General features: G+C 53.6%; 19 protein-coding genes and 2 pseudogenes. 15 read left to right on the top strand and 6 right to left on the bottom strand.

The window, feature by feature from the left end:
• Nucleotides 1–84: 84 nt before the first annotated feature.
• Nucleotides 85–1,614 (top strand): YfjI family protein, encoded by a 1,530-nt coding sequence (locus tag ACOTW6_RS20665; RefSeq protein WP_213789190.1) that lies wholly within the window; start codon nt 85–87, stop codon nt 1,612–1,614.
• A 352-nt stretch (nt 1,615–1,966) separates the two neighbouring features.
• Here the strand turns inward: ACOTW6_RS20665 and ACOTW6_RS20660 are convergent, their stop codons facing one another.
• Nucleotides 1,967–2,590, bottom strand: coding sequence for an inovirus Gp2 family protein (locus ACOTW6_RS20660; protein WP_213789191.1), 624 nt, complete (start codon nt 2,588–2,590; stop codon nt 1,967–1,969).
• 600 nt (nt 2,591–3,190) lie between these two features.
• On the opposite strand from ACOTW6_RS20660, the gene ACOTW6_RS20655 reads away from it, so the two are divergent.
• The 11 genes and pseudogenes from ACOTW6_RS20655 (at nt 3,191) to ACOTW6_RS20605 (ending at nt 14,216) form a co-directional block, all read left to right on the top strand.
• On the top strand, nt 3,191–3,604 hold the full coding sequence (locus tag ACOTW6_RS20655) for a hypothetical protein (RefSeq protein WP_213789192.1): 414 nt from the start codon (nt 3,191–3,193) through the stop codon (nt 3,602–3,604).
• Between the two features lie 85 nt (nt 3,605–3,689).
• Nucleotides 3,690–4,529, top strand: coding sequence for a hypothetical protein (locus ACOTW6_RS20650; protein WP_213789193.1), 840 nt, complete (start codon nt 3,690–3,692; stop codon nt 4,527–4,529).
• A 672-nt stretch (nt 4,530–5,201) separates the two neighbouring features.
• Nucleotides 5,202–6,026: a DUF932 domain-containing protein gene (locus ACOTW6_RS20645; protein WP_213789194.1), complete on the top strand. Its 825-nt coding sequence runs from the start codon at nt 5,202–5,204 to the stop codon at nt 6,024–6,026.
• A gap of 80 nt (nt 6,027–6,106) precedes the next feature.
• Nucleotides 6,107–6,471, top strand: a pseudogene (locus tag ACOTW6_RS20640) (type IV toxin-antitoxin system YeeU family antitoxin).
• A 38-nt stretch (nt 6,472–6,509) separates the two neighbouring features.
• A complete protein-coding gene (locus tag ACOTW6_RS20635) occupies nt 6,510–6,839 on the top strand; it encodes a TA system toxin CbtA family protein (RefSeq protein WP_108453946.1) in 330 nt (109 codons plus the stop codon).
• Between the two features lie 514 nt (nt 6,840–7,353).
• A pseudogene (gene rbsK / locus ACOTW6_RS20630) lies at nt 7,354–8,592 on the top strand (ribokinase).
• A gap of 121 nt (nt 8,593–8,713) precedes the next feature.
• The gene (locus tag ACOTW6_RS20625; RefSeq protein ID WP_239507220.1) at nt 8,714–9,637 is read left to right on the top strand and encodes an ABC transporter permease; all 924 of its coding nucleotides are present in this window, start codon (nt 8,714–8,716) and stop codon (nt 9,635–9,637) included.
• Nucleotides 9,637–10,536: a carbohydrate ABC transporter permease gene (locus ACOTW6_RS20620; protein WP_017692842.1), complete on the top strand. Its 900-nt coding sequence runs from the start codon at nt 9,637–9,639 to the stop codon at nt 10,534–10,536. The genes ACOTW6_RS20625 and ACOTW6_RS20620 overlap by 1 nt, the downstream gene beginning before the upstream one ends.
• A 14-nt stretch (nt 10,537–10,550) precedes the next feature.
• A complete protein-coding gene (locus ACOTW6_RS20615; protein ID WP_213789195.1) occupies nt 10,551–11,951 on the top strand; it encodes an extracellular solute-binding protein in 1,401 nt (466 codons plus the stop codon).
• A complete protein-coding gene (locus tag ACOTW6_RS20610; RefSeq protein ID WP_421766291.1) occupies nt 11,948–13,159 on the top strand; it encodes an ADP-ribosylglycohydrolase family protein in 1,212 nt (403 codons plus the stop codon). Before ACOTW6_RS20615 ends, ACOTW6_RS20610 begins: the two co-directional genes overlap by 4 nt.
• 1 nt (nt 13,160) lies before the next feature.
• Complete coding sequence (locus tag ACOTW6_RS20605) at nt 13,161–14,216, top strand: ABC transporter ATP-binding protein (RefSeq protein WP_213789197.1); 1,056 nt, start codon at nt 13,161–13,163, stop codon at nt 14,214–14,216.
• 72 nt (nt 14,217–14,288) lie between these two features.
• Here the strand turns inward: ACOTW6_RS20605 and ACOTW6_RS20600 are convergent, their stop codons facing one another.
• The 5 genes from ACOTW6_RS20600 to ACOTW6_RS20580 form a co-directional block, all read right to left on the bottom strand.
• Nucleotides 14,289–15,596, bottom strand: coding sequence for an amidase (locus ACOTW6_RS20600; protein WP_213789198.1), 1,308 nt, complete (start codon nt 15,594–15,596; stop codon nt 14,289–14,291).
• A 53-nt stretch (nt 15,597–15,649) separates the two neighbouring features.
• A complete protein-coding gene (gene hisD, locus ACOTW6_RS20595) occupies nt 15,650–16,945 on the bottom strand; it encodes a histidinol dehydrogenase (protein WP_213789199.1) in 1,296 nt (431 codons plus the stop codon).
• Entirely contained in the window at nt 16,946–18,088 is a 1,143-nt protein-coding gene (locus ACOTW6_RS20590; protein ID WP_213789200.1) for an ester cyclase, read from the bottom strand. It lies immediately after the preceding gene.
• A gap of 105 nt (nt 18,089–18,193) precedes the next feature.
• Nucleotides 18,194–19,165, bottom strand: coding sequence for a nuclear transport factor 2 family protein (locus ACOTW6_RS20585; RefSeq protein ID WP_121478671.1), 972 nt, complete (start codon nt 19,163–19,165; stop codon nt 18,194–18,196).
• Entirely contained in the window at nt 19,162–20,232 is a 1,071-nt protein-coding gene (locus ACOTW6_RS20580; RefSeq protein WP_003862277.1) for a LacI family DNA-binding transcriptional regulator, read from the bottom strand. Before ACOTW6_RS20580 ends, ACOTW6_RS20585 begins: the two co-directional genes overlap by 4 nt.
• Before the next feature lie 308 nt (nt 20,233–20,540).
• On the opposite strand from ACOTW6_RS20580, the gene ACOTW6_RS20575 reads away from it, so the two are divergent.
• The 3 genes from ACOTW6_RS20575 to ACOTW6_RS20565 all read left to right on the top strand — a co-directional run bounded on the left by ACOTW6_RS20575 (nt 20,541) and on the right by ACOTW6_RS20565 (nt 23,945).
• Nucleotides 20,541–21,779: an MFS transporter gene (locus tag ACOTW6_RS20575; RefSeq protein WP_213789201.1), complete on the top strand. Its 1,239-nt coding sequence runs from the start codon at nt 20,541–20,543 to the stop codon at nt 21,777–21,779.
• Nucleotides 21,780–21,854: 75 nt separating this feature from the next.
• Entirely contained in the window at nt 21,855–23,177 is a 1,323-nt protein-coding gene (hisD, locus tag ACOTW6_RS20570) for a histidinol dehydrogenase (protein ID WP_121478669.1), read from the top strand.
• 3 nt (nt 23,178–23,180) lie between these two features.
• Nucleotides 23,181–23,945 carry an SDR family NAD(P)-dependent oxidoreductase gene (locus ACOTW6_RS20565; protein ID WP_121478668.1) on the top strand — a complete coding sequence of 255 codons (765 nt, stop codon included), beginning with the start codon at nt 23,181–23,183 and terminating at the stop codon, nt 23,943–23,945.

Below are 23,945 nucleotides of genomic sequence, written 5' to 3'. Positions count from 1 at the left end.
TCACCGCATGCCCTTACCCGGCAGGGTAAGCCGCATCGGTGATGTCATCCCTACGTTATTTGGATTGAAAAAAAGGAAATTGAAATGTCATATTTACCCCCTGCACTTCCAATGGTTAATTCTGCCAGTCCCTTCCCCGTTGATGCATTGCCATTGATAATGCAAAACACCATCAACTACCTTCAGGATGGTGGAAAAGTACCGACTGTACTGGCCGTGAACGCTGTTTTAGCGGCAGTATCATTGGCCTGCCATTCGCATATCAATGTACTCAATCCTTACACGGACATAGAGGAGCATTGTTCACTCAACATCCTGACGCTCGCTGATTCAGGGACGGGCAAATCGTCCGTCAGCAAACAGGTAATGAAGCCCTTTGATGCTTTCAGGGCTGAGTTGGCCGAATCACATCGGGTTAACCAGGCTGTCTGGCGCGAAGATTATGTCGTATGGAAAACCAGTTTAAAGGCGCTGGAAAGTAAGCTGCGCGATGCAGTTAAAAAAGACCAGTGTACAGACGAGGTCCAGGCAGCCCTGAAATCTCACGCATCGGTTGAACCCGTCAGACCAGTGCTACCCACGCTGGTCTACACTGACACCTCGCTTGCCGCGCTCATCGCTGGCCTGAATGAGTATCCGTGCGCAGGTCTGATTTCTGATGAAGCCAGCAACTTCTTTGACGTACGTCTTAAAGATAATCTGGCGTTCTTCAATAAAGCCTGGGATGGCGATATGTATGAGCATAATCGTCATCAGCGTGCCACCCAGAGCTTTAAACCGACGCTGACGGTGTCCTTAATGTTACAGCCTTCGCTTTTTTTCGATTACATGAAAAAGGATGGTGATAAAGCATTAGAGAGCGGTTTTTTATCCCGCTTCCTCTTTTCAAATATCACCCCGAACACCATGCTGAGTTCCTGTGTGATGAGCCACCATTATCGTCAGGATACCGCATACCGTGATGAAAATGCTTTAACCTGCTTTCACGACCTGATTGGAAAATTACTCGGGCAGCAGCTAAAACAAATTAATTCTGGTGAAGGTAAGAAAAAGGTTCTCAAGCTTTCACCTGAAGCAGAAGTCCACTGGGAGACGATGCGTGAGAACTGGCTGAGATACACACTCCCGGGTAGTGCCTGGTCATATATCAAACCCATGGTACTGAAAGCCAGTACGAATGTGTTGCGTATCGCTGCGCTGCTGAATTACTTAACCAACCAGGAGGATGATATTATTACTACTGATGTTATTTCGCGGGCATCAGCAATAGTGAACTGGTATCTCAACCATACTGCAGCCTGGTTTTATCAATTCACGGATGAGTATAAATTCCAGCAGGACGTGCAAATACTAACCCAGTGGATCCATCATAAATTCAGGTCCACTAACGGCTTTCCGTTCAAAAAGAACGATGTCATTAAATATGGTCCGAACAAATTTCGCCGCAGCGAAAAACTGGAACCGTTGCTGAACGCCATCATGACTACAGGTATTTTCGCATACATGGTTAAATCACCTGAAAACCCGGCGGTTTATATTACTTGGCGAATGAACAATGGTCACTACAGGCCATTTGATGATAAACAGCCGCCTTCGCCTCAGAACCCTGCTTAGCCAGAATAGCTACCTCATAACTGAGCACTATTTTGGATAACACAACAATACACAGGCTCGTGGTCCGGAGGAGATCGCGAGCCTTATCCATCTGAAAAATACACAGTGATACATTGCTTCTCTGCTACAACCGCTACTGTAGCGAACTGTAGCGGCATTCTGGAAAGCACCCGCAAATGAAACATGCTCTTTTGCTCACAAATCGTTCAACCCTGAACAGACGGATTCACTTCACTACACTCTGGCGATGTAGCACTACAGCTCAGAAATGTTGGCTCGTGTTATCGCCTGTGCCGCTACAACGCTGCTACAATCGTTTCTGATTGTGGTTTTGATTGGGCCTCTCAATAATTCAGGACTGGCTGCAACCAAAATTCCGCTGTCCATCAGAATTATCTTTGCTAAATCGCTTAGCAAGATATGACAGTCTTCTCATAATAGTATCGTAATGCCAGGCGAAATGTTCCCCCTTGGTATTCAAATTAAAATCACCTTCAAGGACAAACTCTATCAGGGGATAATATTTCTTTTGATAATCCTGCTGAACGTGAAGGTTCAATGTTCTGAGCCATGCTTCCATAATCATCAATCCCAGACAGTGAACGTAATGTCCCTGCACCGGATAATAGGTACCAGCACTACACCAGGCATCGTTATTTAGCATCAATGCCACATGATAATGTTTCTTCCCTTTTTCTTCACCGAACTCCCTTGCCCATACATAGCGAAGGTTGCAGGGATGTACCCGCTTTCCCTGTTTTTCCTTTCTCTTCTGCGTGAATTTAATCTGTGATTTTAAGGATTCAATAAAGCGTATTATGACTGTATGGTCTGCCTTATAGCTTTCGTAATTGGCATCAGGAAACCTAAGAATAATATTCAGGATAAACGTCCTTGGGTATTCACGCAATGAACTTTGCAGCGTTTCATGAATACGATTAATGTAATGCTGATTATAACCCATATCGTTGCTCATACTTCAGTCCTGGTGTTATTCATCTCAATACAATTTGCATAGAGAGTTAATTAATACATTTAAATTTATATTCTGAACAATAGTCAATGCTATTGCTATAACAGTATTAACCCATCTTTATTATTTTAATACCAATCAGACATGCAATATTAACCGATAAACATTTTTGCTATAGAAGAAAGAAACATTAACTTCAGACAATTAACTTACATAATATAGTCAATAATCACTCTGAAGTTAGATATCCGAGAGAAGATAAAAGTTCTCATTATTACGGATGTTTTATTCCACATTTAGTTAAATTTATATTGCAGATATTTTCATACCTATATCACTTAAGCGAATGGGAAAAGACTCAGATTCCCTTTCTATGGCTTATTGATCTGTCATGCCGATCGATGCTGACACAATGATAGCCAGCAACTATCAATTTATGATTAATCGATCGTTTTTACAATAGATAATAACGATCAATTTATGATAACCGATCTGTATTAACGATTATCCCAACAGACCACGAATGCATACGATCAGGCTGCTTCCTGCATGCCGGGAAGTGGCTTTTCACCATATAAATCACACAGTAAAGGAAAGATTTAATTGAACATTCGCACAATTCTTTTTCTCTGCTCATCGCTGACAGCGACTGCTGCACAGGCCGTTACTCCCGAACAACAGTGGGGTGACTGGTATGGCTACATCAATGCCATGGAGTTTGAAATTAGCACCGACAATGCCACCGGAGAGCGCCTGACGCTGACCTGCTCAGACAAGCATATGACCTTCTCTTACAGCGTTCCAGCAAAGGACTATCGGGTCTCAGCCACCGGTATAAGCATTAACGCAACCTCATACGTTCCAGACGAAACGGCCTTTATTGCGCTCAAAAATTCCGATGGTCAGGAGCCGATAGAGATCACGATGAAAGATAAGCCTCTTCCGGGAACCTTTAAAACCACGGGGCTGCGCGAAGCATTGACTGACCTGAGCTGGCAGGACTGTATCAGCCATTAAGGCTCATGAGAGGCCCTGTTCATAAAGATTCACTAGGTTATCGATAATTGCGACAACCTCACTACAGACGATTCAGGATGTAAAAATGAAGGCACTAATTTCACGACTTACCGTCATTTCAGCTCTGCTATTTCCCGCTTTGAGCTCTGCTGTTGTTATCCCCGGAAATATACACCCCGGACGTTACACGTTCTTTCTGACAGAGAAAGGAGGCGAGATGCTGCGCGATATGAACGATGCTGCAGTGAGCGTCAAGCTCAACAATAAAGCAGGCTTCACTGTTGAGGCGCAAAGAATGGCCGCTGCCGCGAATATTTCGCCTTTGCTCTATGCAGCATCACCACTTGAAGGGAACTTTATCCGCTACGACAGTAAACCCGTTAAGACCCTGACCTGCCTTATCACTACCCGTAACATGCCGGGTACTAATAAAAATTATTCATGGGAGGAAACCTACTGCCTGGATGAAACCGGTGCAGCTTACATTGGCACCCAGGGCTGGCCGTCACGCGCAATATTCGACAAAAGCTGTGAGGTGGGCACATCTGTCTGCCCGGTCTATCTGAGCCTGAAAAATGATCCACCCACTCTGCGCAACGACTCCGCACAGTATGTGCCATACAACGGCGCTCACCGTTCTGAAACGGTGCCCAATAAAACTCAGAATAATGTACCCGCTGACGAAATTGTCGCTGAACAGGATGGATATGCGGTTCACTTTTCCCGAAGCAACAACTGTTCTGACAGCAGACTCACCGTTAAAAATATCAGCACAGGGAAAACTGCTGCGATCAGAGGTGTCAACGGGTGCACATTTAATCCGAAAAAGAACGCTGTGGTTATCTATCCGGTTAATGAATACGTGAGCGTTTACAGCGGTACCACCAATACCTCAGAAGAAATAGCGACTGCCGATCTCCCTTAATCACTCACCTGACCCGGTATAGAATTCTTCTATACCGGTCATTATGGAATTCCCATGAAAGCTAATCACCTTCAAGATAATAAAATTCCCCTGACCACATCACCCGGTCTTACCTGGCCTGTAGTCTTCTGCGTCGGCGGAATAACACTTCTGCGAAGCAAGTCTGTCGTGTGTCAGACGATAGGGGCCAGCCTGACCACACTGTGCCTGGTAACGCTGATAAAAAACTCGCCACTCTGGTCTGAGGGGTTCGCTACAGGGCAAAGCCAAATGTGCACCTGAGACGGGACCAGAAGACACTCCTCCCCTGATAAAAAACCCTGGCAAAACATACCAACAATTAGTCAGGCGTATTGTTATCCATGATCTGTCGTTGCTGGCAGAGGCAAGGCTCAGGGATGACGCATTTGCTTTTTCTGTGTGCAGTAAAGCATACCGGCATTTTCCCTCATTCATCCGACGAAGGTTTCCCCAGGAACAGTACCTCCGTTTTTTGAGGCAGAATCTGCCTATTATCCTTGTACCTTTACGTCAAATCTGGGATTACACGTCCCCCACTTTACTCCCGTCTCAAGACAATGAGACATAGCCACCTGCTTCACCCTAGACATTTTATCTTTCGACCACGCCACTCTCCGGAGTGGCTTTTTCTGTCTATTTAAGGAACCAGTTATGACCCGTTTAGCCAGCCGCTTTGGCCGTATAAACCAGATACGCCGTGACCGACCTCTGACCCACGAAGAGCTGATGAGTCATATCCCCAGCGTGTTCGGGAGTGACAAGCATGAATCTCGTTCAGACCGTTACACCTACATCCCAACCATCACCATCCTCGAAAGCCTGCAGCGTGAAGGCTTTGAGCCGTTCTTTGCCTGCCAGACAAAGGTTCGGGACCAGAGCAAGCGGGAGCACACCAAACACATGCTTCGCCTGCGTCGTGCCGGGCAACTGACCGGGCAACAGGTACCGGAAATCATTCTGCTTAACAGCCATGACGGCTCATCAAGCTACCAGATGCTGCCAGGGCTGTTTCGAGGCGTCTGTACCAACGGCCTGGTCTGCGGTCAGTCATTCGGCGAAGTGCGGGTACCGCATAAAGGCAATGTCGTCGAGAAGGTAATTGAGGGGGCTTACGAAGTACTCGGCGTGTTTGACCGTGTGGATGAGAAACGCGATGCAATGCAGTCGCTGGCGCTGCCAGCCCCGGCCCGTCACGCGCTGGCAAATGCCGCATTGAGGTATCGCTTCGGTGAGGATCACCAGCCGGTCACGGTATCGCAGTTGCTGACTCCGCGCCGTAGAGAGGACTACAACGATGACCTTTGGACCGTCTATCAGCGCGTGCAGGAGAACCTGTTGAAAGGAGGTCTGTCAGGGCGAACCGCTCAGGGGAAAAGCAGCCGCACCCGTGCTGTCACCGGCATTGACGGCGATGTGAAGCTCAATCGCGCCCTGTGGGTTATGGCAGAAAACATGCTCGAATTTTTCGGGCGTTAAACAACCGTTCCCGCATGGTCCCTATGTCATTCTTCGTAGTGTCACTCTCAATTAATCCTTCCTTTTGAGCAGGAAAAATAATGAACAATCACTCAGAATCCGGTACCAAGCCGGAGAATCCCGCCATCCAGCAGTGGGGACTGAAGCGCGATATAACACCTTGTTTTGGCGCACGTCTGGTTCAGGAGGGCAACCGTCTGCACTATCTGGCTGACCGAGCAGGATTTAGCGGGCCGTTCACCGACGATGTTGCAATGCGCCTTGACCAGGCATTTCCGCTCATGATGAAAAACTTGAACTGATGGTGACCAGTGGAGAGCTTAACCCTCGCCACCAGCACTGCGTTACGCTATACCACAACGGCCTCGCCTGCGAAGCCGACACACTCGGCTCCTGTGGCTATGTCTACATTGCTATCTATCCTAAGCAGACTGAGCCGCAGTAACCCCCTGCTTATTCCCTTAACATCACAGAGTAAACATCATGCAAACCATATCATCACACCCGACACGGGCGACTCAGCCCTGTCTGTCACCTGTTGAAAACTGGCAGCGGCTGCTAACTCATCTGTTGTTGCAGCACTATGGCCTGACTCTGAATAACACACCATTCAGCAATGACTCCACCATCCAGGAACATATTGATGCTGGAATATCGCTCAGTGATGCAGTGAACTTTCTGGTAGAAAAATACGGGCTTGTCCGTATCGATCGGAAAGGATTTTCGTGGCAAGAACAAACCCCGTATATTTCCGTAGTGGATATTCTGCGAGCAAGGCGATCTACCGGCTTGCTAAAAGCTAACGTGAAATAAACGGTTAAATACAGAGCAGACTAAAGGAAAGCAAAATGCTAATCTCACAGACGAAGAGACTCCTGCTGTAACCTCCCCTGCCTGCAAAATACCTGACATTTTCTTTTAGGACCAACAATGGGACCAAATTGAAAATTGAATTGAAGGTTAAAACTTATCAAACAACAAGTTACACAACCAATTCAGACTCCGCCAGCCCAAAATTCTCCATCGGTGATTACCAGAGTCATCCGATGAAGTCCTGAAAGCCCGCACGGCGCAAGCCCTGCGGGCTTTTTTGTGTCTGTCGTTGTCCGAGAAAGATCTAACGTTGCGTAATGGCCCCTGCCATCGTTGAAATCCCCGTACTGCAAATCAAAGCCCAAACACCCTTCCCACAATCAACATAACCAATTGATATTAAATAGTTATCACCTCATATATTTCCGTTTCCTTTTGTTTTGTCGAACGATCTGTGAACAACACCAAAACATTAACAACAAGGAAACAATAATATAACTACAGAGGTGACCTTATGCTCAATAAAGAACGGCATTATGCAATTTTGACCTGGCTTAACAGGTACGAACGGGCGACGGTGAATCAGCTTGCGAAAGTATTTAACGTCACCAGGGAAACGATTCGCAGCGACCTGAACTTATTAGCGCAGGAAGGCGGCATTGAGCGATGCCACGGTGGGGCAATTATCAAACGCCGTATTTTTCATACCCAATAAGTCAATAATTTAGATAGCAATATCATTCATTTTTTTGACTCCGCGCAGTCAAGAAAAACGATTAAATCCCGACATAAAGGGCGAAAGATGAAAGGTAAAGTCTGTATTCTGGGTTCATTCAACGTTGATATTATTGCTAATCTCGATCGTTTCCCGCAAAGCGGGGAATCTATTTTTTCCGAAAATACGATTATTGGCCCCGGCGGCAAAGGCGCCAATCAGGCGCTGGCCGTAAGCAAATGCAATGTTAAAACCCATTTTGTCGGTAAGGTGGGTAACGATCAGTTTAGTCAGATGGCCTTTGAACATCTTTCATCTTCTGCTATCGACAGCTTCACGCTTTATCAGGATAAAGATCAGAAAACCGGCACCGCGCTTATTTATGTTTGTCAAAGCGATGGTGAAAATATGATTGCCATCAGCCCTGGAGCCAATCGGTCCATTACTGCCGATGAAGTTGAAGCGATTACCCCTGAAGTGAAAAACGCAGATATATTTTTAACCCAGCTGGAAAATAATCTACCCGCTACCTTTCGGGCAATAGAAATTGCCCGCCGTAACGGGATCAAGGTGGTTTTGAACCCGGCCCCCTGGTCATCTGATGTGGTTAGCTGCCTGAAGAACGTGGACTTTCTGACCCCAAACGAGACTGAGGCCTCATTGCTGTCCGGCATTCATATCGTGGACCTTGCCAGCGCGAAGGAAGCCGCCAGAGCCATTAAAGCGAAAGGGGTAGGCCACGTCATCATTACCATGGGAGCGAAAGGCGCGCTTATTTATGACGGTGAGCAATTCATTCATATCCCGGCGCTGAAAGCCGTATGTGTGGATACCACCGGTGCTGGCGATGCCTTCAACGGCGCATTCGCCGCCGCGATGGCGAAAGGGGAATCTATTATTCAGGCAGCAAAATTTGCCTGTGCTTTCGCCTCTTTGGCCGTCGAAAAAGAAGGCGCATCAAATATGCCCGAATATAAAGATGTCCTGACCCGCCTCGCGCAATATAACGATAAAAACATTCTCACCGAGAAAATTTAACGCACGCATATTTCTGCAAACACAGATTATATTCACGACAACCATTTCAGTAATGGGAGTATGTCCGATGAAAGCCCTGACAGAATCTAAACCCGGCGGCGCGATACCGCAGGTAAATAATATGCCTCATCAGCAAACACTATCCCGCATGGCACGTTGCCGCCAGACGTTACGCCGGTGGTGGCCGTTTTACGTAATGGCCCTGCCTGGGGTTATCTATTTTTTTATCTGGCACTATTTACCCATTTGGGAAACCAAAATTGCGTTTGAGCAGTACCGTATTATCCCGCCGAATATCTGGGTCGGAATGGAGTATTTTGCCACGCTGATGTCATCCCCTGTTTTCTGGCAAGTGATACAGAACACCGTGATTATCGGCGCAATGAAGCTGATTTTTATTTTTCCGGTTCCCATTATCGTGGCGCTCTTGCTCAATGAAGTGCGCTCGTCCGGTTACCGTAAATTTGTCCAGTCGGTGATTTATCTGCCGCACTATCTTTCCTGGGTGGTAATCGCCAGCATCGCGATTGCCACGCTCTCGCCGGTTGATGGCGCAGTTAACGACATCATTAAATCGATGGGCTATGACCCGATCCCCTTTATGACCGACAGCGGCTCTATCCGCTGGGTACTGGTGTTCACTGAAATGTGGCGCAGCGCGGGCTGGGATTCATTACTTTACATCGCGGCGATCCTCGCCATCGATCCACAGTTGTATGAAGCGGCGGAAATGGATGGAGCCGGGCGCTGGCGCAAAATCTGGCACATCACCCTGCCCGCTATCACCCCGACCATCGCCACGCTGTTTATCATCAACGTCGGTCTTTTCCTGAGCCAGGGCTTTGATCAGGTCTTCAACATGACCAACGACGTGGTGAACGGTCAGATAGACATCATCGACACCTACGTCTACCGCATGGGCCTGCGCACCGGGGAGTTCTCGCTGGCGACCGCAGCAGGGTTATTCAAAGGCGTGATCGGCATGATCCTTATCGTGCTGGCACATAACGTTTCAAAACGCCTGACGGGTAAAGGAGTCTGGTAATGCGCATCTCATCACGAAGCACCCCTTTTGAGCGCATCGAATACGTGCTCATTCTCTCGGTACTGATGCTGCTGGTTGTCGTGACGCTACAACCGATCCTCAACCTGGTGGCGATATCTTTCTCCAGCCCGGCAAACGTGCCTGGCATGAGCGGCCTGGAGATTATTCCGCAGGGCTTTTCGCTGGACGTCTGGAAGCTGCTGCTGACCAACGAAGCCGTGCTGCGCGGCTTTGGCAATGCGATGCTGATTACCGTGGTGGGCACCATCATCAACGTGGTTTTCACCGTGCTGCTGGCCTGGGCGCTGGCGCAAAAACGCCTGCCGGGACGCCGCTGGCTGTTTATGTTTGTCCTGTTCACCATCGTCTTTGAGCCGGGCATCATCCCCGATTTTCTGGTGATGAAAAAGCTGGGGCTGCTGAACAGCTACTGGTCCGTCATCCTGTATCGCGCCGTCTTCGCCTGGTACCTGATTATTCTGGTTCGCCTGTTCGAAGAGATCCCGGAGGAGCTGCTGGAAGCCGCCGAACTCGATGGCGCGAACCCGTTCCAGACGCTGTGGTACGTCATTATGCCGGTCGCCAAATCGTCCATTGCCATGATCACGTTATTTTACATGGTGCTGCACTGGAACGAGTTTTTCCGCGCCATGGTGTACCTCAACGACCCGGACAAATGGCCGTTGCAGGTGGTGCTGCGCCAGTTTGTCGTCGAGGGCGATAAGCTGGCGATGGTAGGCGTCGAAAGCATGTCGAACTACACCGATGCCAGCCAGATCAGCATCAAGGCGCTAAAAGCCGGGATGATCACCTTAACCATCGCCCCGCTGATTGCCATCTACCCGATTATTTTGCGCTTCTTCACCAAAGGGACCATGTCCGGCGCGGTGAAGGGTTAACAGGAGCGATGACGATGAAATTATTCACAGCAATCGCCTGCGGCCTGCTGTTATGCCAGGCCGCCTGGGCCGAGCCGGTCACTATCCGGATTGTGGAAAAAGATCTGCTGACCACCAACCGCGAAGATGTCGCGCATATTCAGCGAATCGAGCAGGCGCTGGCACGCCAGGGACACGATATCCACATTGAAATCGTCAACCTGTCGTCTTCCGGCTACTCCGACGTGCTGAACGTGATGCTGCTCTCCGGCACCATCCCTGACCTGATCTACTTCAACGGCAGCGACCAGAAGATGTTCGAACAGGGCATTCTTGAAGACTGGCGTCCGTGGATTGCGCAAACCCGCTATCTGAAAGAGGCGCTGTGGCCGCACAACCGGCTTCGCCTGCAAAACCATCCGACCCTGCTGTATGTCTTTCCGCTGCGCGCGCGCCAGCCGGTGATCCGTGAGGACTGGTTACAGAAGAGCGGGTTCAGCGCATCGCCCAAAACACTGGCGGAGTACGTCACGCTGTTCAATGCGATCCACGCCGGTGACTACAACGGCGACGGTAAGACGGACAGCTGGGGGATCACCTCCGAGAAAGACCTGCGCGATCTCGACGGTTTTATGAACCCGGCGTTTGGTATTCACGCCACCTGGCTCAAGGACGAGCAGGGCAAGCTGATCAACGCCCAGATAAGCCCGCAGGAGCGGAGCAAGCTGGAGTTCTACCATTCGCTGTATCAGAAAGGACTGCTCTCCTCCCAGTACATCACCACCAACTGGGAGCTAAAAGAGGATGAGTTTTATACCGGCAAGGTTGGCGTGGTATCCGTCTCATCGCCGGGCAACGTCGGCGTGTATCAGGAAAAAATGCGTCAGATCCATCCTGACGCCACCCTCACCCTGCTCGACCCACCCGAAGGCCCGGCAGGTAAAGGGCTGGCGGCGACAGATGTTTCCATGGAAACGCGCGGCTTTGCCATGTCCTCGCTCTCGAAACATAAAAAGGAAGTGATGATCCTGCTCGATTTTCTGGCAAGCCCGGAAGGGCAAATGATGGAGCAGATGGGCTTCGAGAACACGCACTACGTTCGTAAGGGCAACACCATAAACGTGACGCCAAAAATTAATGCCTGGTATCCGCGGTTTATCCAGGCCGCCAACTGGAAGCCGCCGGTGGAGTGGCGGACGCCCGCGATGCTGCGCTATATCGACAATTCACAACGTTATTTTACGGCGGATAACGCCTTTATCTTCCCGGCGTCGTTTGCCGCCGCCATCGACTCAACCAGCAGTATTTACAACCAGTGGGCGTACCAGTTTGTCTCTGGCAAAGCGTCATTTGACAAGTGGGATCAGTATGTCAGCGCCTGGAAAGCCGCAGGTGGAAACGCCATGACCGAATATGCAGAGGAAAAATTAAAATGACCGTTACGCAAACCGCTGATTTATCGTTCAATTCCCGCATTCTGGGCATGCTGTATGGCGTGGCGTTCGGCGATGCCTTAGGCGGACCGGTTGAGAAACTCTCCGCCCGGCAAATCTCGGAGAAATATGGCCGCGTCACCTCCATCCACCAGCGCTGGCACCGGATGGACGAGCCGTCCGCACGGCGCAACAACCGCGTACGCGGCAACGGCATCATCACCGACGATACGCTGATGACGCTCTGCCTGATGGAGGTTTACAGCGAGCTGGGCCGTCACGTTGATGCGTGGGATATGGGGGAGTCTTTTGTACGGAAGATTGCCTGGGAACCGCGCTGGGTGCCGGAACTGGATCGGGAAGCGCTGGTTATTGAGCGCCTGTTTTATCCGGAAAAATGGATCTTCCATCGTCTGCAACTGGCCGCCTGCGATCCGCGTCAGGGCGGCGTGGGCAATATGGTGAACTGCGGCGCAGCCATGTATGCCGCCCCCATCGGAGCCATCAATGCCTGCAACCCTGAGGCAGCTTACCAGGAAGCCATTAATTTCACCCAGGGGCATCAGCAGAGCTATGGTCTGGAGGCTGCGGGCGTCTTCGCCGCCTGCGTTGCGGCGGCATTTATACCTGGCATCACCGTTGAGGCTATCACCAACATCGCGTTGAAACTGGCTAAAGACGGCACCCGTCAGGCTATCGCGGCAACGCTTGACGTCGCGCGTCGCTACCGTGGAACCGCATGGGATTATCAACAGGTCGTTGACGCCCTGCACGATGCGCTTTTGCCCTTCTCGCCGATGGGAGATGACCTGATGCACGGCCCGGAAAAAGCGGGCGTCCCGACCATGGCCTACCAGCCCTCGCGCCTGATGTCGATTGAGGAACTGCCGATGGCGCTGGCCTTCTGCCTGCTGCGCGAAGGCGAGTTTCGCGGTGCGGTGGAAGACGCCATCAATTCAGGCCGTGATACCGACTCTATCGGGGTGATGAGCGGCGCGATTTTAGGCGCGCTGCACGGGGAAGCCATTGTCGAACCTGAGGTGCTGGCGGGTATTGATAGCGCCAACCGCCTGGATCTGCGCTCGGCCGCGCGGCGCTTCAGCGAATCAGCACAAAGCATTATCCAGCAGGATCTCGCTGCGGCGGCGCTTTACCGCCAGCACGTCATGCCATTATTGCAGCCAGGCCACTCCGCCGGGCGAGGAGAGTAACATGAGCCAAATCGTTTTAAATAATCTCGGCAAATCCTACGGCAACGTCAGCATCATTAAAGGGATCTCGCTGAGCATTCACGAAGGCGAATTTATTGTGCTGGTCGGCCCGTCCGGGTGTGGGAAATCCACTCTGCTGCGCATGATTGCGGGTCTGGAAGATATCACGTCCGGTGAACTGCTGATGCACGGCGAGGTGGTCAACACCCTGCCCGCCAAAAAACGCGATATCGCCATGGTGTTCCAGAGCTATGCGCTCTACCCGCACATGAAGGTGCGGGACAACATGAGTTTTGCCCTGAAGCTTGCCAGCGTCTCAAAAGCGGAACGGATGGCGCGCGTGGAAGAGGCGGCGGAAATCCTCGGCCTGACGCATCTGCTCGATCGCCTCCCGCGGGATCTCTCCGGCGGCCAGCGTCAGCGCGTGGCGATGGGGCGCGCGCTGGTGCGTGACCCAAAGGCCTTTTTGTTTGATGAACCGCTCTCCAACCTGGACGCCAAACTGCGCCATAAAATGCGCGGCGAAATTCGTAAGATCCACCAGCGGATGGGTCGCACCACCATCTACGTGACGCACGATCAGACGGAAGCGATGACCATGGCGGACAGGATTGTGGTGTTGAATGCCGGACATATTGAGCAGGTCGGCATCCCGGAAGAGCTGTACCGTAACCCGGATAACCTGTTTGTCGCGGGCTTTATCGGCACGCCGGAAATTAACACCCTTAAAGGCGTGATCCAGCACGGCGAGATTGTACTCAACAACGGCTACCGCTTCCCCTGCCCCCTCCGCTCACATATTGAAGGGATGGAGATCATCTGCGCCACCCGACCGCACTATATCCGGCTCGGCGAGTCAGGGATGCCAGCGGAAATCGTGCTGATAGAGATGACCGGGGAAGGACAGGAGATCCGGGTGCGTATCAACGATCAGGAGCTGATCGTGGTGTCCCATGAAAAGCTGGATATCAACGTGGGTCAGAAGGTCTTCCTCACCGTAGACGCGGAAAAAATGTTCTTGTTTGATGCCCAGACCGGCAAGCGTTTGCGGTCATAACATGCTGGCTCAATCCCTCCTGTGAACGCATTAAAGCCCGCATGGTGCAAGCCCTGCGGGTCTTTTATATCTTCATTTACTGTGCAATGCCCCCTCACACGCCAGCGCCAGCGTCATCAGCATCGTCTCATCCTCCTGCACCGATAACATCTCCATCCCCACCGGCAGCCCGATACGGCTTACGCCACAGGGCAACGTAATGGCAGGCAGGCCGCTGATGGCGGCCAGTTCCGGCGCGCAGCCTGGCGGCATCTTCGCCATACTTTCTGGTAATCGTTGTACGGTGGGATACACAAATCCGTCGATGCGCTGCGCCTCCGCCACCTGGCAAAGGTTCTGCCGCAACAGGCGCTGAAAGCGACGCCCCGCCAGCCAGAGCGGGGTTTTCAGCGTGTTACTCGCCAGCATCTGACGTAGAAACGGCGCAAACTCTGGCAGGAAAGCGCCGGAGTCCATAATGCTTGTCAGTCCGGAGGGAGCGCCTGGCTGTTTGCTAAGCCAGTCGTCAATCGCCACGCGAAATTCATACAGACTGAGGCAGGTGGCCTGCCTCACCTCTTCAAGGAAGGGGAGTGAAACCTCTACCAGCGTCGCTCCGGCACGGCGCAACGTGTGCAGCGCCGACTGCCAGACCTCCAGCTGTACCTCATCCTCTCCCTGTAACGCGGTCACCACGCCAAAGCGAACGCCTTTCAGTGAACGTACAGGAAGCGCAACCGGCGGCAGGCCATGGATCACCGCATGCAGCAAGGCGGCATCTTCAACGCTATGTACCATTGGCCCAACGGTATCTTTGCTGGGCGAGAGCGGCGCCACGCCGTCCAGCTGTGAACGGCGAAAGGCAGGCCGTAGCCCCACCAGCCCGGTATAGCTACAGGGAATGCGGATAGAGCCGCCGGTATCGGTACCCAATGCGCCATCCGCCATTCCAGCCGCCACCGCCGCGGCGCATCCTCCGCTGGAGCCTCCGGCGGTGAGTGTCGGGCAAAGTGGATTCGCCACATCGCCCCCCAGCGAGCTTCGCGAGCGCACATCGAACGCGAACTCGGACATATTGGCCCTGGCGAGAATAATCGCCCCCGCTCTGCGCAATCGCTGCACGACCCGTGCATCCGCTGTCGCGTTAAGTGAGGCCAGCGCACGGCAGCCAAGGGTGATCGGCATCGGCGCGCAGGCAATATTATCTTTGACGATCAGCGGCACACCGTGCAGGGGGCCGATCGGCTCTCCACGCCGTCGCTGCTGCTGATGCTGTTCCGCCTGAGACATGGCGTCAGGGTTAACCCCGAGGATCGCGTTGAGCGCCCGGTGCTGCTGTATGACGTCGAGACGGCGGGCAATTTCCTCCGGACAGTCGTCTGGCGGTATCAGGCGCTTCATAGTCTCAGGCTCCCCGTGCTGAAAACCGGGCAGAAGGCTGCCCGGGATACGTTTTAGTCCCGCATGCCGGTAGTAATGGCATCAATGTCCTGCGGACGCAGACGAATTTCCGCCGCCCGTCGGTGCCCCTGCATCCCCTCGGTACGGCTCTGGCGGATCGCCGGTTCTGCGATTGCCGGGATACCCTGCTCGTCAATCCACTGATGGGTACAGATTTTGACGTATGCCCCTACCCACAGACCGCCGGTATAGCGTGCCGCCGCCATCGTCGGTAACGTATGGTTGGTGCCGCAGCATTTATCGGAGAACACCACGCTGGCGTTCTGACCAATAAACAGCGAGCCATAGTTGCGGATCTTCGCTGCCGTCGCGTGCGGATCGCGGGTATGCACCTGCAAATGCTCCGTCGCCATATGGTCAGCAAACGCAATCAGCTGCGCTTCATCTTCGCAGAGCACAATCTCACCCTGCCGACGCCACGCCTCGCCCGCCGTGGCGGCCGTTGGCAGGCTGGTAAGCTGACGCTCAACCTCCGCCAGGGTACGCTCAGCGATATCCCGGCTGGTTGTCGCCAGCCCGACGCGGGTATGAATATCGTGCTCTGCCTGCGCCAGCATATCGGCGGCCAGAATGCGCGGGTCGGCGCTGTCGTCGGCGATAGTGAAAATCTCGCTCGGCCCGGCGAGGGCATCAATGCCGACTCGACCAAACACCTGGCGTTTCGCTTCGTTAACGAAGGCGTTGCCTGGCCCAACGATTTTGTCCACCGACGGAATGCTCTCCGTTCCCCAGGCCATAGCCGCAATGGCCTGCGCGCCGCCAACTTTGAAAATGCGGTGCGCGCCCGCCAGATGGCAAACTGCAATCATCGCCGGATGGGCGCCCGGGGGCAGACAGGCGATAATCTGTTCACACCCCGCCACCGTCGCAGGAACAATCGACATTACGGGAGCGGAGAGAATCGGATACCGCCCGCCCGGCACGTAGCAGCCCACCGTCTGCACCGGGATGATCCGGTGACCGAGATGCACGCCAGGCAGCGTCTCTACCTCCAGCGGCTGCATGGTCGCCAGCTGCGCCTGCGCAAAACGACGCACCTGATTAATGGCAAACTCACTGTCGCGGCGCGTCTGGGCATCCATCCCCTCCAGTGCTTCGGCGATCTCCTGCTCGCTCACCTCAAACTGCGCGGGCACGACCTTATCAAACTGCTGCGAAAAGGCTCTTAGCGCCGTATCGCCTTCGGTTTTCACGCACTCAATAATGGCGCTGACCTTCTCCGTCAGGGAACGATCGGCCTGCGCATCCTGCCCCTGCGGGCGCTTAATCCAGCTCACCTGATTTAACATTTACGCGTCCTCCATCTGGCCGAGTTTGATCTGCGCCAGCAGCGCCAGATGGTCATAAACGACCCATTCATCAACAATTTTTCCGTTGACGATGTGGTAGTGCGACATACCCATCACAAACAGTCGTTCTCCGGTCGGCTTGCCCAGTTCGCCGTAACCCAGGTGATGCCCTTCGATAATCCAGCGAACGGCCACTTTGACGCCGCCTTCATCGCACGGATTGGAACAAATATGCTGCGGCAGCCACGCGCCGTCAGGGATCATCCCCACCAGCGCCAGCGTTTGATGGGTTACCGCCGCGGTGCCGTACAGCTCTTTCATCAGCGGACCGTGCCACTGTACGTTAGGCGCATACACTTCTTTGATCTTGCCAAACATCCGGCGGTTGTAGATCTCATGCAGCCAGCGCAGGCACTGCTCCTCCGTATCGGTGTGCGCAATGGAAACATCGCACTCCATCTCCGGCGGATATTGCCCCAGCATGCGGCCGTTTTCGCCGATGTCCATCACGCGGAAGCCTTTATCGAACTGCTCCTTTGCCATATTAAATGCGATTTGATCGGTGTTCAGACCAAGCTGTTTCATCAGCGACATGTTGTCGCTGACCACCCATTCCCGATAAATTTTATTCTCGTGGATCATGCAATCCGCCACGGTACGGGTAACGAAGGTGCGGTTGGTCGGCTTACCTAAATGGCTGTGCTGTGTATGCCGCCCGCTTCCCGTCACCAGGTGGGAGGTATAAAAACCGTCAACATCATTTCCGTTCCAGATAACCTGGGTTGCCATTCCGCGCCTTTCCGGGAAGGCAATTAAGCGTTGCAGCGTATCCTGCACCACCTGTTCACGGTTATAGAGTGTCCCCAGCGCGTTATACAGCACGCAGTTATGGGTATAGTGAGAATAAATTAAGCCGACATCGCGCTCGTCCCATATTTTATGGGTGCAGCGAACAATATAATCGACAATATCGGTATAGCAGTCATCAAAGCCGCGTAATGATTGCACGCGCGGTCTTTTTTCCGGTACCAGATCGACAAAATCACGACGCTCCACCTGTAATACAGGTTCCTCTTTCAGCGATTTCACGATGCTTTTTTCGGGTACGGCTGGTGCTTTATTTGTTGCTTCGGTGGAAGACATATAAACTCCTGCTCTGTTTTCAGACAATAAGAACCCGCACCCGTAAGTGAGGGTGAATTAAACACGGTTATTTTTTGCAGCCGGAATAAGGGGGCTGCCGCCCCATTAATTAAATATTTGCGACCAAATCGCTAATTCATCGATCCCCAGATATTCACGGAAAATTAAACCATCTCGTAATTCAAGCTGGCTGATACCGGTAATTGATATGGGTTTACGGGTAGGCGCACCAAATTTGCCGTAACCGTCGTGCCAGGTTAACAACGACCAGCGCAATGAAAGTCGAATCGGCTCATTAGGATCTTTACGCACAATCAGGTGATGAAGCTGCGTTTCGCTGTCGACAAATGAAGCGCGATAACCGGAAAGCTGTGCGCCAATTTCCTGTTCGCCGGTGCAGAGGCAGTGCCCCGGCGCGTACAGCGTCGCCGCCGGGTGATAGAGACCGGGCACCACGCCGCTGTTACCGCCCGCCCACATCGTTAAGTAGCGCTCAACGACCCCGGCAAGCGCCCCTTCCACGTCGTCGCCCTCAGGCCCACCCGCCCAGCGGGCGTCCAGCGTCTCAGCAGACACAGATTCCAGCCCAAGCTGCTGGCGCATGGTCGCCAGGTTAAAAGCAAAGTCGCGGACATCCAGCCCCAGTTGCGCCACAATCGCGGCACGATCCTGAAGCAGCCACTCCTGGCGTACGGCACCATCAACACAGATGCGATCGGCCCAGGTGCGGACCCAGACATTTTTCCCGGTCGGCGGGCCAAAAAATCCCTCCCCTTGGTGCTGAATGCGGGCTACGGTACGCTGCGCCGCATAGTACTCGTCCCCCGGGTTCTGGCTGCACAGAATATCCTCCGTCAGCACCGCTCGCTGCGGGAAGCTGTGCATCGCCTCAAGCGTCAGGCGCATAAACTGGGAAAGCTCATGCAGCTGTTTTTCGGGGGTAGTGAAAACCACCGGCGTGGCGTAAAAATCCGCCAGCTGGCCGATATCTTTCTGCTCCCACACCACATGCGTCAGCGTCAAAATGAACTGCTGGATAGAGTCGAATTGAGGGCTGAAGCCCCGCAATCTGGTCATGTGCGCTCCTTAGACTGGAATAGCGTTAAACCATTGGTTTCGATAACGCCGCTGCGTGGGCGACGCGCCGAGTGGCGTATCACCAGCGTACCGGGCACCGTAATCTGTTCAGGCTCTATGGTTCCGCTGTCAATTTGCTTCATTAACAGTTCCACCGTGGCATCCACCATCGCGCCGACCGGCTGCGACGCCGAGGTCAACGCATAAGAGGGCCAGCCGGAAGGGCCGATGTCGTCATAGCCGACAACGGAGACCTCCTCCGGAATGCGCAGACCAAACTCATAGCGCGCCACATCCATTACCGTGACGGCCATATGATCGTTGGCGACAAAGACCGCATCCGGCGCTGGCGACGTCGAAAACAGGGTATAGGCTGCCCGGGTGGTTTGCTGAGCGTCGTAATTCCCGTGCACCACCCGGACATCGGTGATGCCATGTTCTTCCAGCGTGGAAATGAACCCGCGCTGGCGGGCGATATTGACCGGGGAATCGGCCACGCCGCCCACGTAGGCAAAACGCTTGTGCTCCCCCGCCAGCAGAAACTCGGCAATCTGCCGCGCGGCCGCTTCGTTATTACTGTTGACGCTGGAGGCCATGCCACTCTCTTCGCTGCGGTTAAACAGCACTACCGGGATCCCGGCGGCAAGGCACTCCTCGGACAACTCCAGAGACAGCGTCACCGAGGCCAGCACAATGCCATCCACCCGGTACTGCATAATCTGGTCAAAAATACGGTCTACGTTACCTTCCCGGTCGCCAACGAACAGCAGCAGGTGATAGTTCAGCGTATCCAGCTTTTGCGCCAGCGCCTCCAGCACCTGCGAGTAAAAGGGGTTATCAAAGTAAGAAATGACGACACCGATAATGCGCGAACGAGCCGTGTTGAGCGAACGGGCGATCGCATTCGGGCGATAGCCCAGCTCGCGCGCTGCCTTCAGCACTTTTTCACGCGTTGCCGGTGAAATGCTGGCCCCCGGCGTGAATGTTCGCGACACCGCAGATTGCGATACCCCCGCCAGCTGAGCGACCTGTTGGGATGTGACTGCTGCAAAAGTCTTACGTTTCATTACCCCTGATTCCTTATCAACGTCCTGCCCATTTGCGCGTGCTTCAAACGCCTCAGCAAGTGGGTGTTTTTTATACTTACACCACCTTTGCATGCGTATGCAACACAAAAAATTAAAATTCTCACAACAAGATCGAGATCACTTTACAAACATGAAACCTTTTCGTAACTTCAAATCTTGAATACGTATGCAAAGAGTTTTCATACCGTCAATGGTACCGGAGAGAACAGGAGTCGCCCAAAGGATTGAACCGGTAAACGTCGTCCCTGACTGGTTATAACCCATTAATTCTTAAGAGGTTCAAAACCATGTTTCAAGCACTGTTACGCCGTCGGGAAGCCCGGCTCTTTTTCATCATCAGCACCCTGTTCTTTATCTGCATTCATAGCATTGATGCATTCCTGGCCCCCATGATGATCAACCAGGGCATTGAGCCACAGATCATGGGCATCATCATGGGCGCGTCCGGGCTGGCAACCCTTCTGATACGCTTTCCGTTAGGCATTATTTCCGACGTGGTTAAAAGCCGCAGGATCTTCATCCAGATTGGCCTGCTGCTGCCAATTATCGCCTGGCCGATTGCCTGGCTTGAACCCAACGCCATTACGCTGTATCTGGCGAAAGCGGCAGACGGCGTCACGGCGGCGACCTGGGTGCTGTACAACATCCTGTTCATGCGTTACTTCGGTCGCAACGAAGCGCCTGCCGCCGTCGCGCTGCTGGCGCTGGCAGGGCCCATCGGCGTGTTTCTCGGTAACTGTATTGGCGCGGTGCTGATTCACTATTTCGCCAATAACATCGCCTTTTTTGTCTCCTGCATCTCCGCCCTGGTGGCGTTGATCCTGACGACCCGCATTCAGGACGTGCACGACCCGGTTCAGGCCCCCACGCTTAAAGCCTGCATTACCGGCGCGCGCCAGCAGCTGGCCGACCGTTCCGTCTGGCTGATTGGCATCCTGGCGACCGTCGTCATTCTGGTGCCCTTCGCCACCCGCGACACGCTGACGCCGGTCTATGCCGAACAGCTTGGCGCCCGGGCGGGGATCCTCGCGCTGCTGGGTAACATTCACCTTCTTTTTTACGGGCTGGCCATCGCCCTGTGCAGCTCGGTGTTTTATCAGCGCCTTGGGCTGGTAAAAACCGCCGTGCTCGGCATCGTTTTACAGGTGATCTCCACCTTTGGCATTCCCTTTACCAGCAATATGTATGTTATTTACCTGTGGCAGGCGCTGGCGGGGTTCTCGTTCGGCATGGCCTTTGCCGCATTCATGTCGCTCAGCGTAGTGAATACCTCGTCTGATGAACAATCCACGCGAATGGGACTATTCCAGACCATTTATTCCTGCGGCATGTTTGTCGGGCCGGTAATGATGGGCGTAATGATGCAACATATTAACCTGTCGTCCGGTTATATATTGATTGCCGCCCTTTCCGTTGTGGCCGCTATTGCCACGCCGCTGTCCGCTCGATGGGTATATGCCCGTAAAACGCAAACCTCAGCCCAATTATTAAAAAACGGTGCGTACGCTGCCGCGCCGGATCAATAACCCTTTCTGAAGTAAACACCCTTTCCCGGCTCGCCGGGAGGACAACTGACATCTGAAAAAGGTAAGGAGAAGCGAGTGTCCTGGAAATTAAAAACCGGTAAATCTACCGAAGAGCGCCAGCAAGCCAACCAGCAAATAAGAGAAACGGTTGAACAAATACTTGCGGATATTGAAAAACGCGGGAATAAAGCCATTCGCGAATTATCCATTAAATTCGATCGTTATGACCGTCAGGATTATCGTCTGACGTCCGCGGAGATTGACCACTGCATAAAACAGTTAAGCCGCCAGGATATTCAGGATATTGAATTCGCCCAACAGCAGGTGGCGAATTTTGCCCGCGCGCAGAAAGAATGTCTGCGGGACCTGGAAATTGAAACGCGTCCCGGGGTGATCCTCGGGCATAAAAATATTCCGATTAACGCCGTAGGATGTTACGTGCCTGGCGGAAAATATCCCCTGCTCGCCTCTGCGCACATGTCGATCATCACCGCCAGCGTGGCGGGGTGTTCAAGAATCATCAGCTGTGCCCCGCCGTTTAACGGTCAGCCCGCCCCGGCGATTGTCGCGGCGCAAAAAATGGCTGGCGCAACGGAAATCTATGCCCTTGGCGGCATTCAGGCGATAGGCGCCATGGCGCTGGGCACGGACTCGCTGGCACCGGTCGACATGCTGGTCGGGCCCGGTAACGCCTTCGTCGCGGAGGCCAAACGCCAGCTCTTCGGCCGGGTAGGTATCGACCTGTTTGCCGGTCCGACGGAAACGCTGGTGATTGCCGATGACACTGTTGACGCGGAAATGTGCGCCACGGATCTGCTGGGCCAGGCCGAACACGGCGTCACCACCCCTGCCATCCTGCTGACGAACTCGCTTCAGCTTGCCAAAGAGACGCTCAGCGAAGTGGAACGGCTGCTGGAAAAGCTCCCTACCGCCGACATTGCCCGCCAGTCGTGGCAGGACTACGGGGAAATCATCGTCTGCGACAGCTACGATGAGATGCTGCTGGAGGCAGATCGTATCGCTTCCGAACATGTTCAGGTGATGACCGACCGGGACGACTGGTTCCTGGCTAACCTGACCAATTACGGCGCGCTGTTCCTTGGACCACGTACTAACGTGGCCTACGGCGATAAGGTGATCGGCACCAACCACACCCTGCCCACGCAGAAAGCCGCACGTTATACCGGCGGCCTGTGGGTGGGCAAGTTCATGAAAACCTGCACCTTCCAGAAAGTCCTCAGCGACGAAGCCACCGCCGAAATCGGCAGCTATTGTTCCCGTCTGTCCCTGCTGGAAGGGTTCGCCGGACATGCCGAGCAGGCCAATATTCGCGTGCGCCGTTATGGCCAGACGGAAGTTCCCTACGCCACACCGGCCCCGGTCAGGGAAAAGGTGTAAGCCATGACGCTTTTGCAAACGCCCTCTTTCACCCTGCACGGCAAACGCGCGCTGGTGACCGGCGGGTCAAGAGGGATTGGCTTCGCCGCCGCCGTCGCCCTCGCACAGGCGGGAGCAGAGGTATGGATCGCCGCCCGGGGCCGCGAGGCGCTGGCGCATGCCACAGGTCTGGCAGCGGAACACAGTCTCGCATTTCATCCGCTGGAACTGGATGTTACCGACGCTCAGGAGGTGGAGCGTGTGCTGGCGACGTTGCCCACGCCCGACATTCTGGTGAACAGTGCCGGGCTGGCCCGCCACCAGCCGTTCCTTGAGGTGAACGAGGAAAATTTCGATGCGGTGATGGCGCTTAACCTGCGCGCCACCTTTTTTATCAGCCAGCGCGTGGCGCGCAGAATGCGGGCGGGCGGTAAGGGGGGATCGATTATTCACATCTCATCGCAAATGGGACACGTTGGCGGCCCCGAGCGTAGCGTGTACTGCGCCTCCAAATTCGCGCTAGAAGGGTTGACCCGAACGATGGCGCTGGAGCTGGGCGATGCGGGGATCCGCGTCAATACGCTATGCCCGACCTTCATTGAAACAGACCTGACGCGTTCGTCGCTTGCCGATCCGGCGTTCCGCCACTACGTGCTGGACAACATCAAACTGCGCCGCCTGGGCAGGCAGGAGGACATAATGGGGCCGGTGGTGTTCCTCGCCTCGGATGCCGCCGGGCTGATCACCGGCAGTGCCCTGATGGTTGACGGCGGCTGGACGGCTACGTGA

Source organism: Enterobacter cloacae complex sp. IR5403, from assembly GCF_049238705.1.
Lineage (GTDB): Bacteria > Pseudomonadota > Gammaproteobacteria > Enterobacterales > Enterobacteriaceae > Enterobacter > Enterobacter hormaechei_C.
Note: the sequence above shows the minus strand (reverse complement) of the source record. Positions and strands in the feature narration are given on the sequence as shown.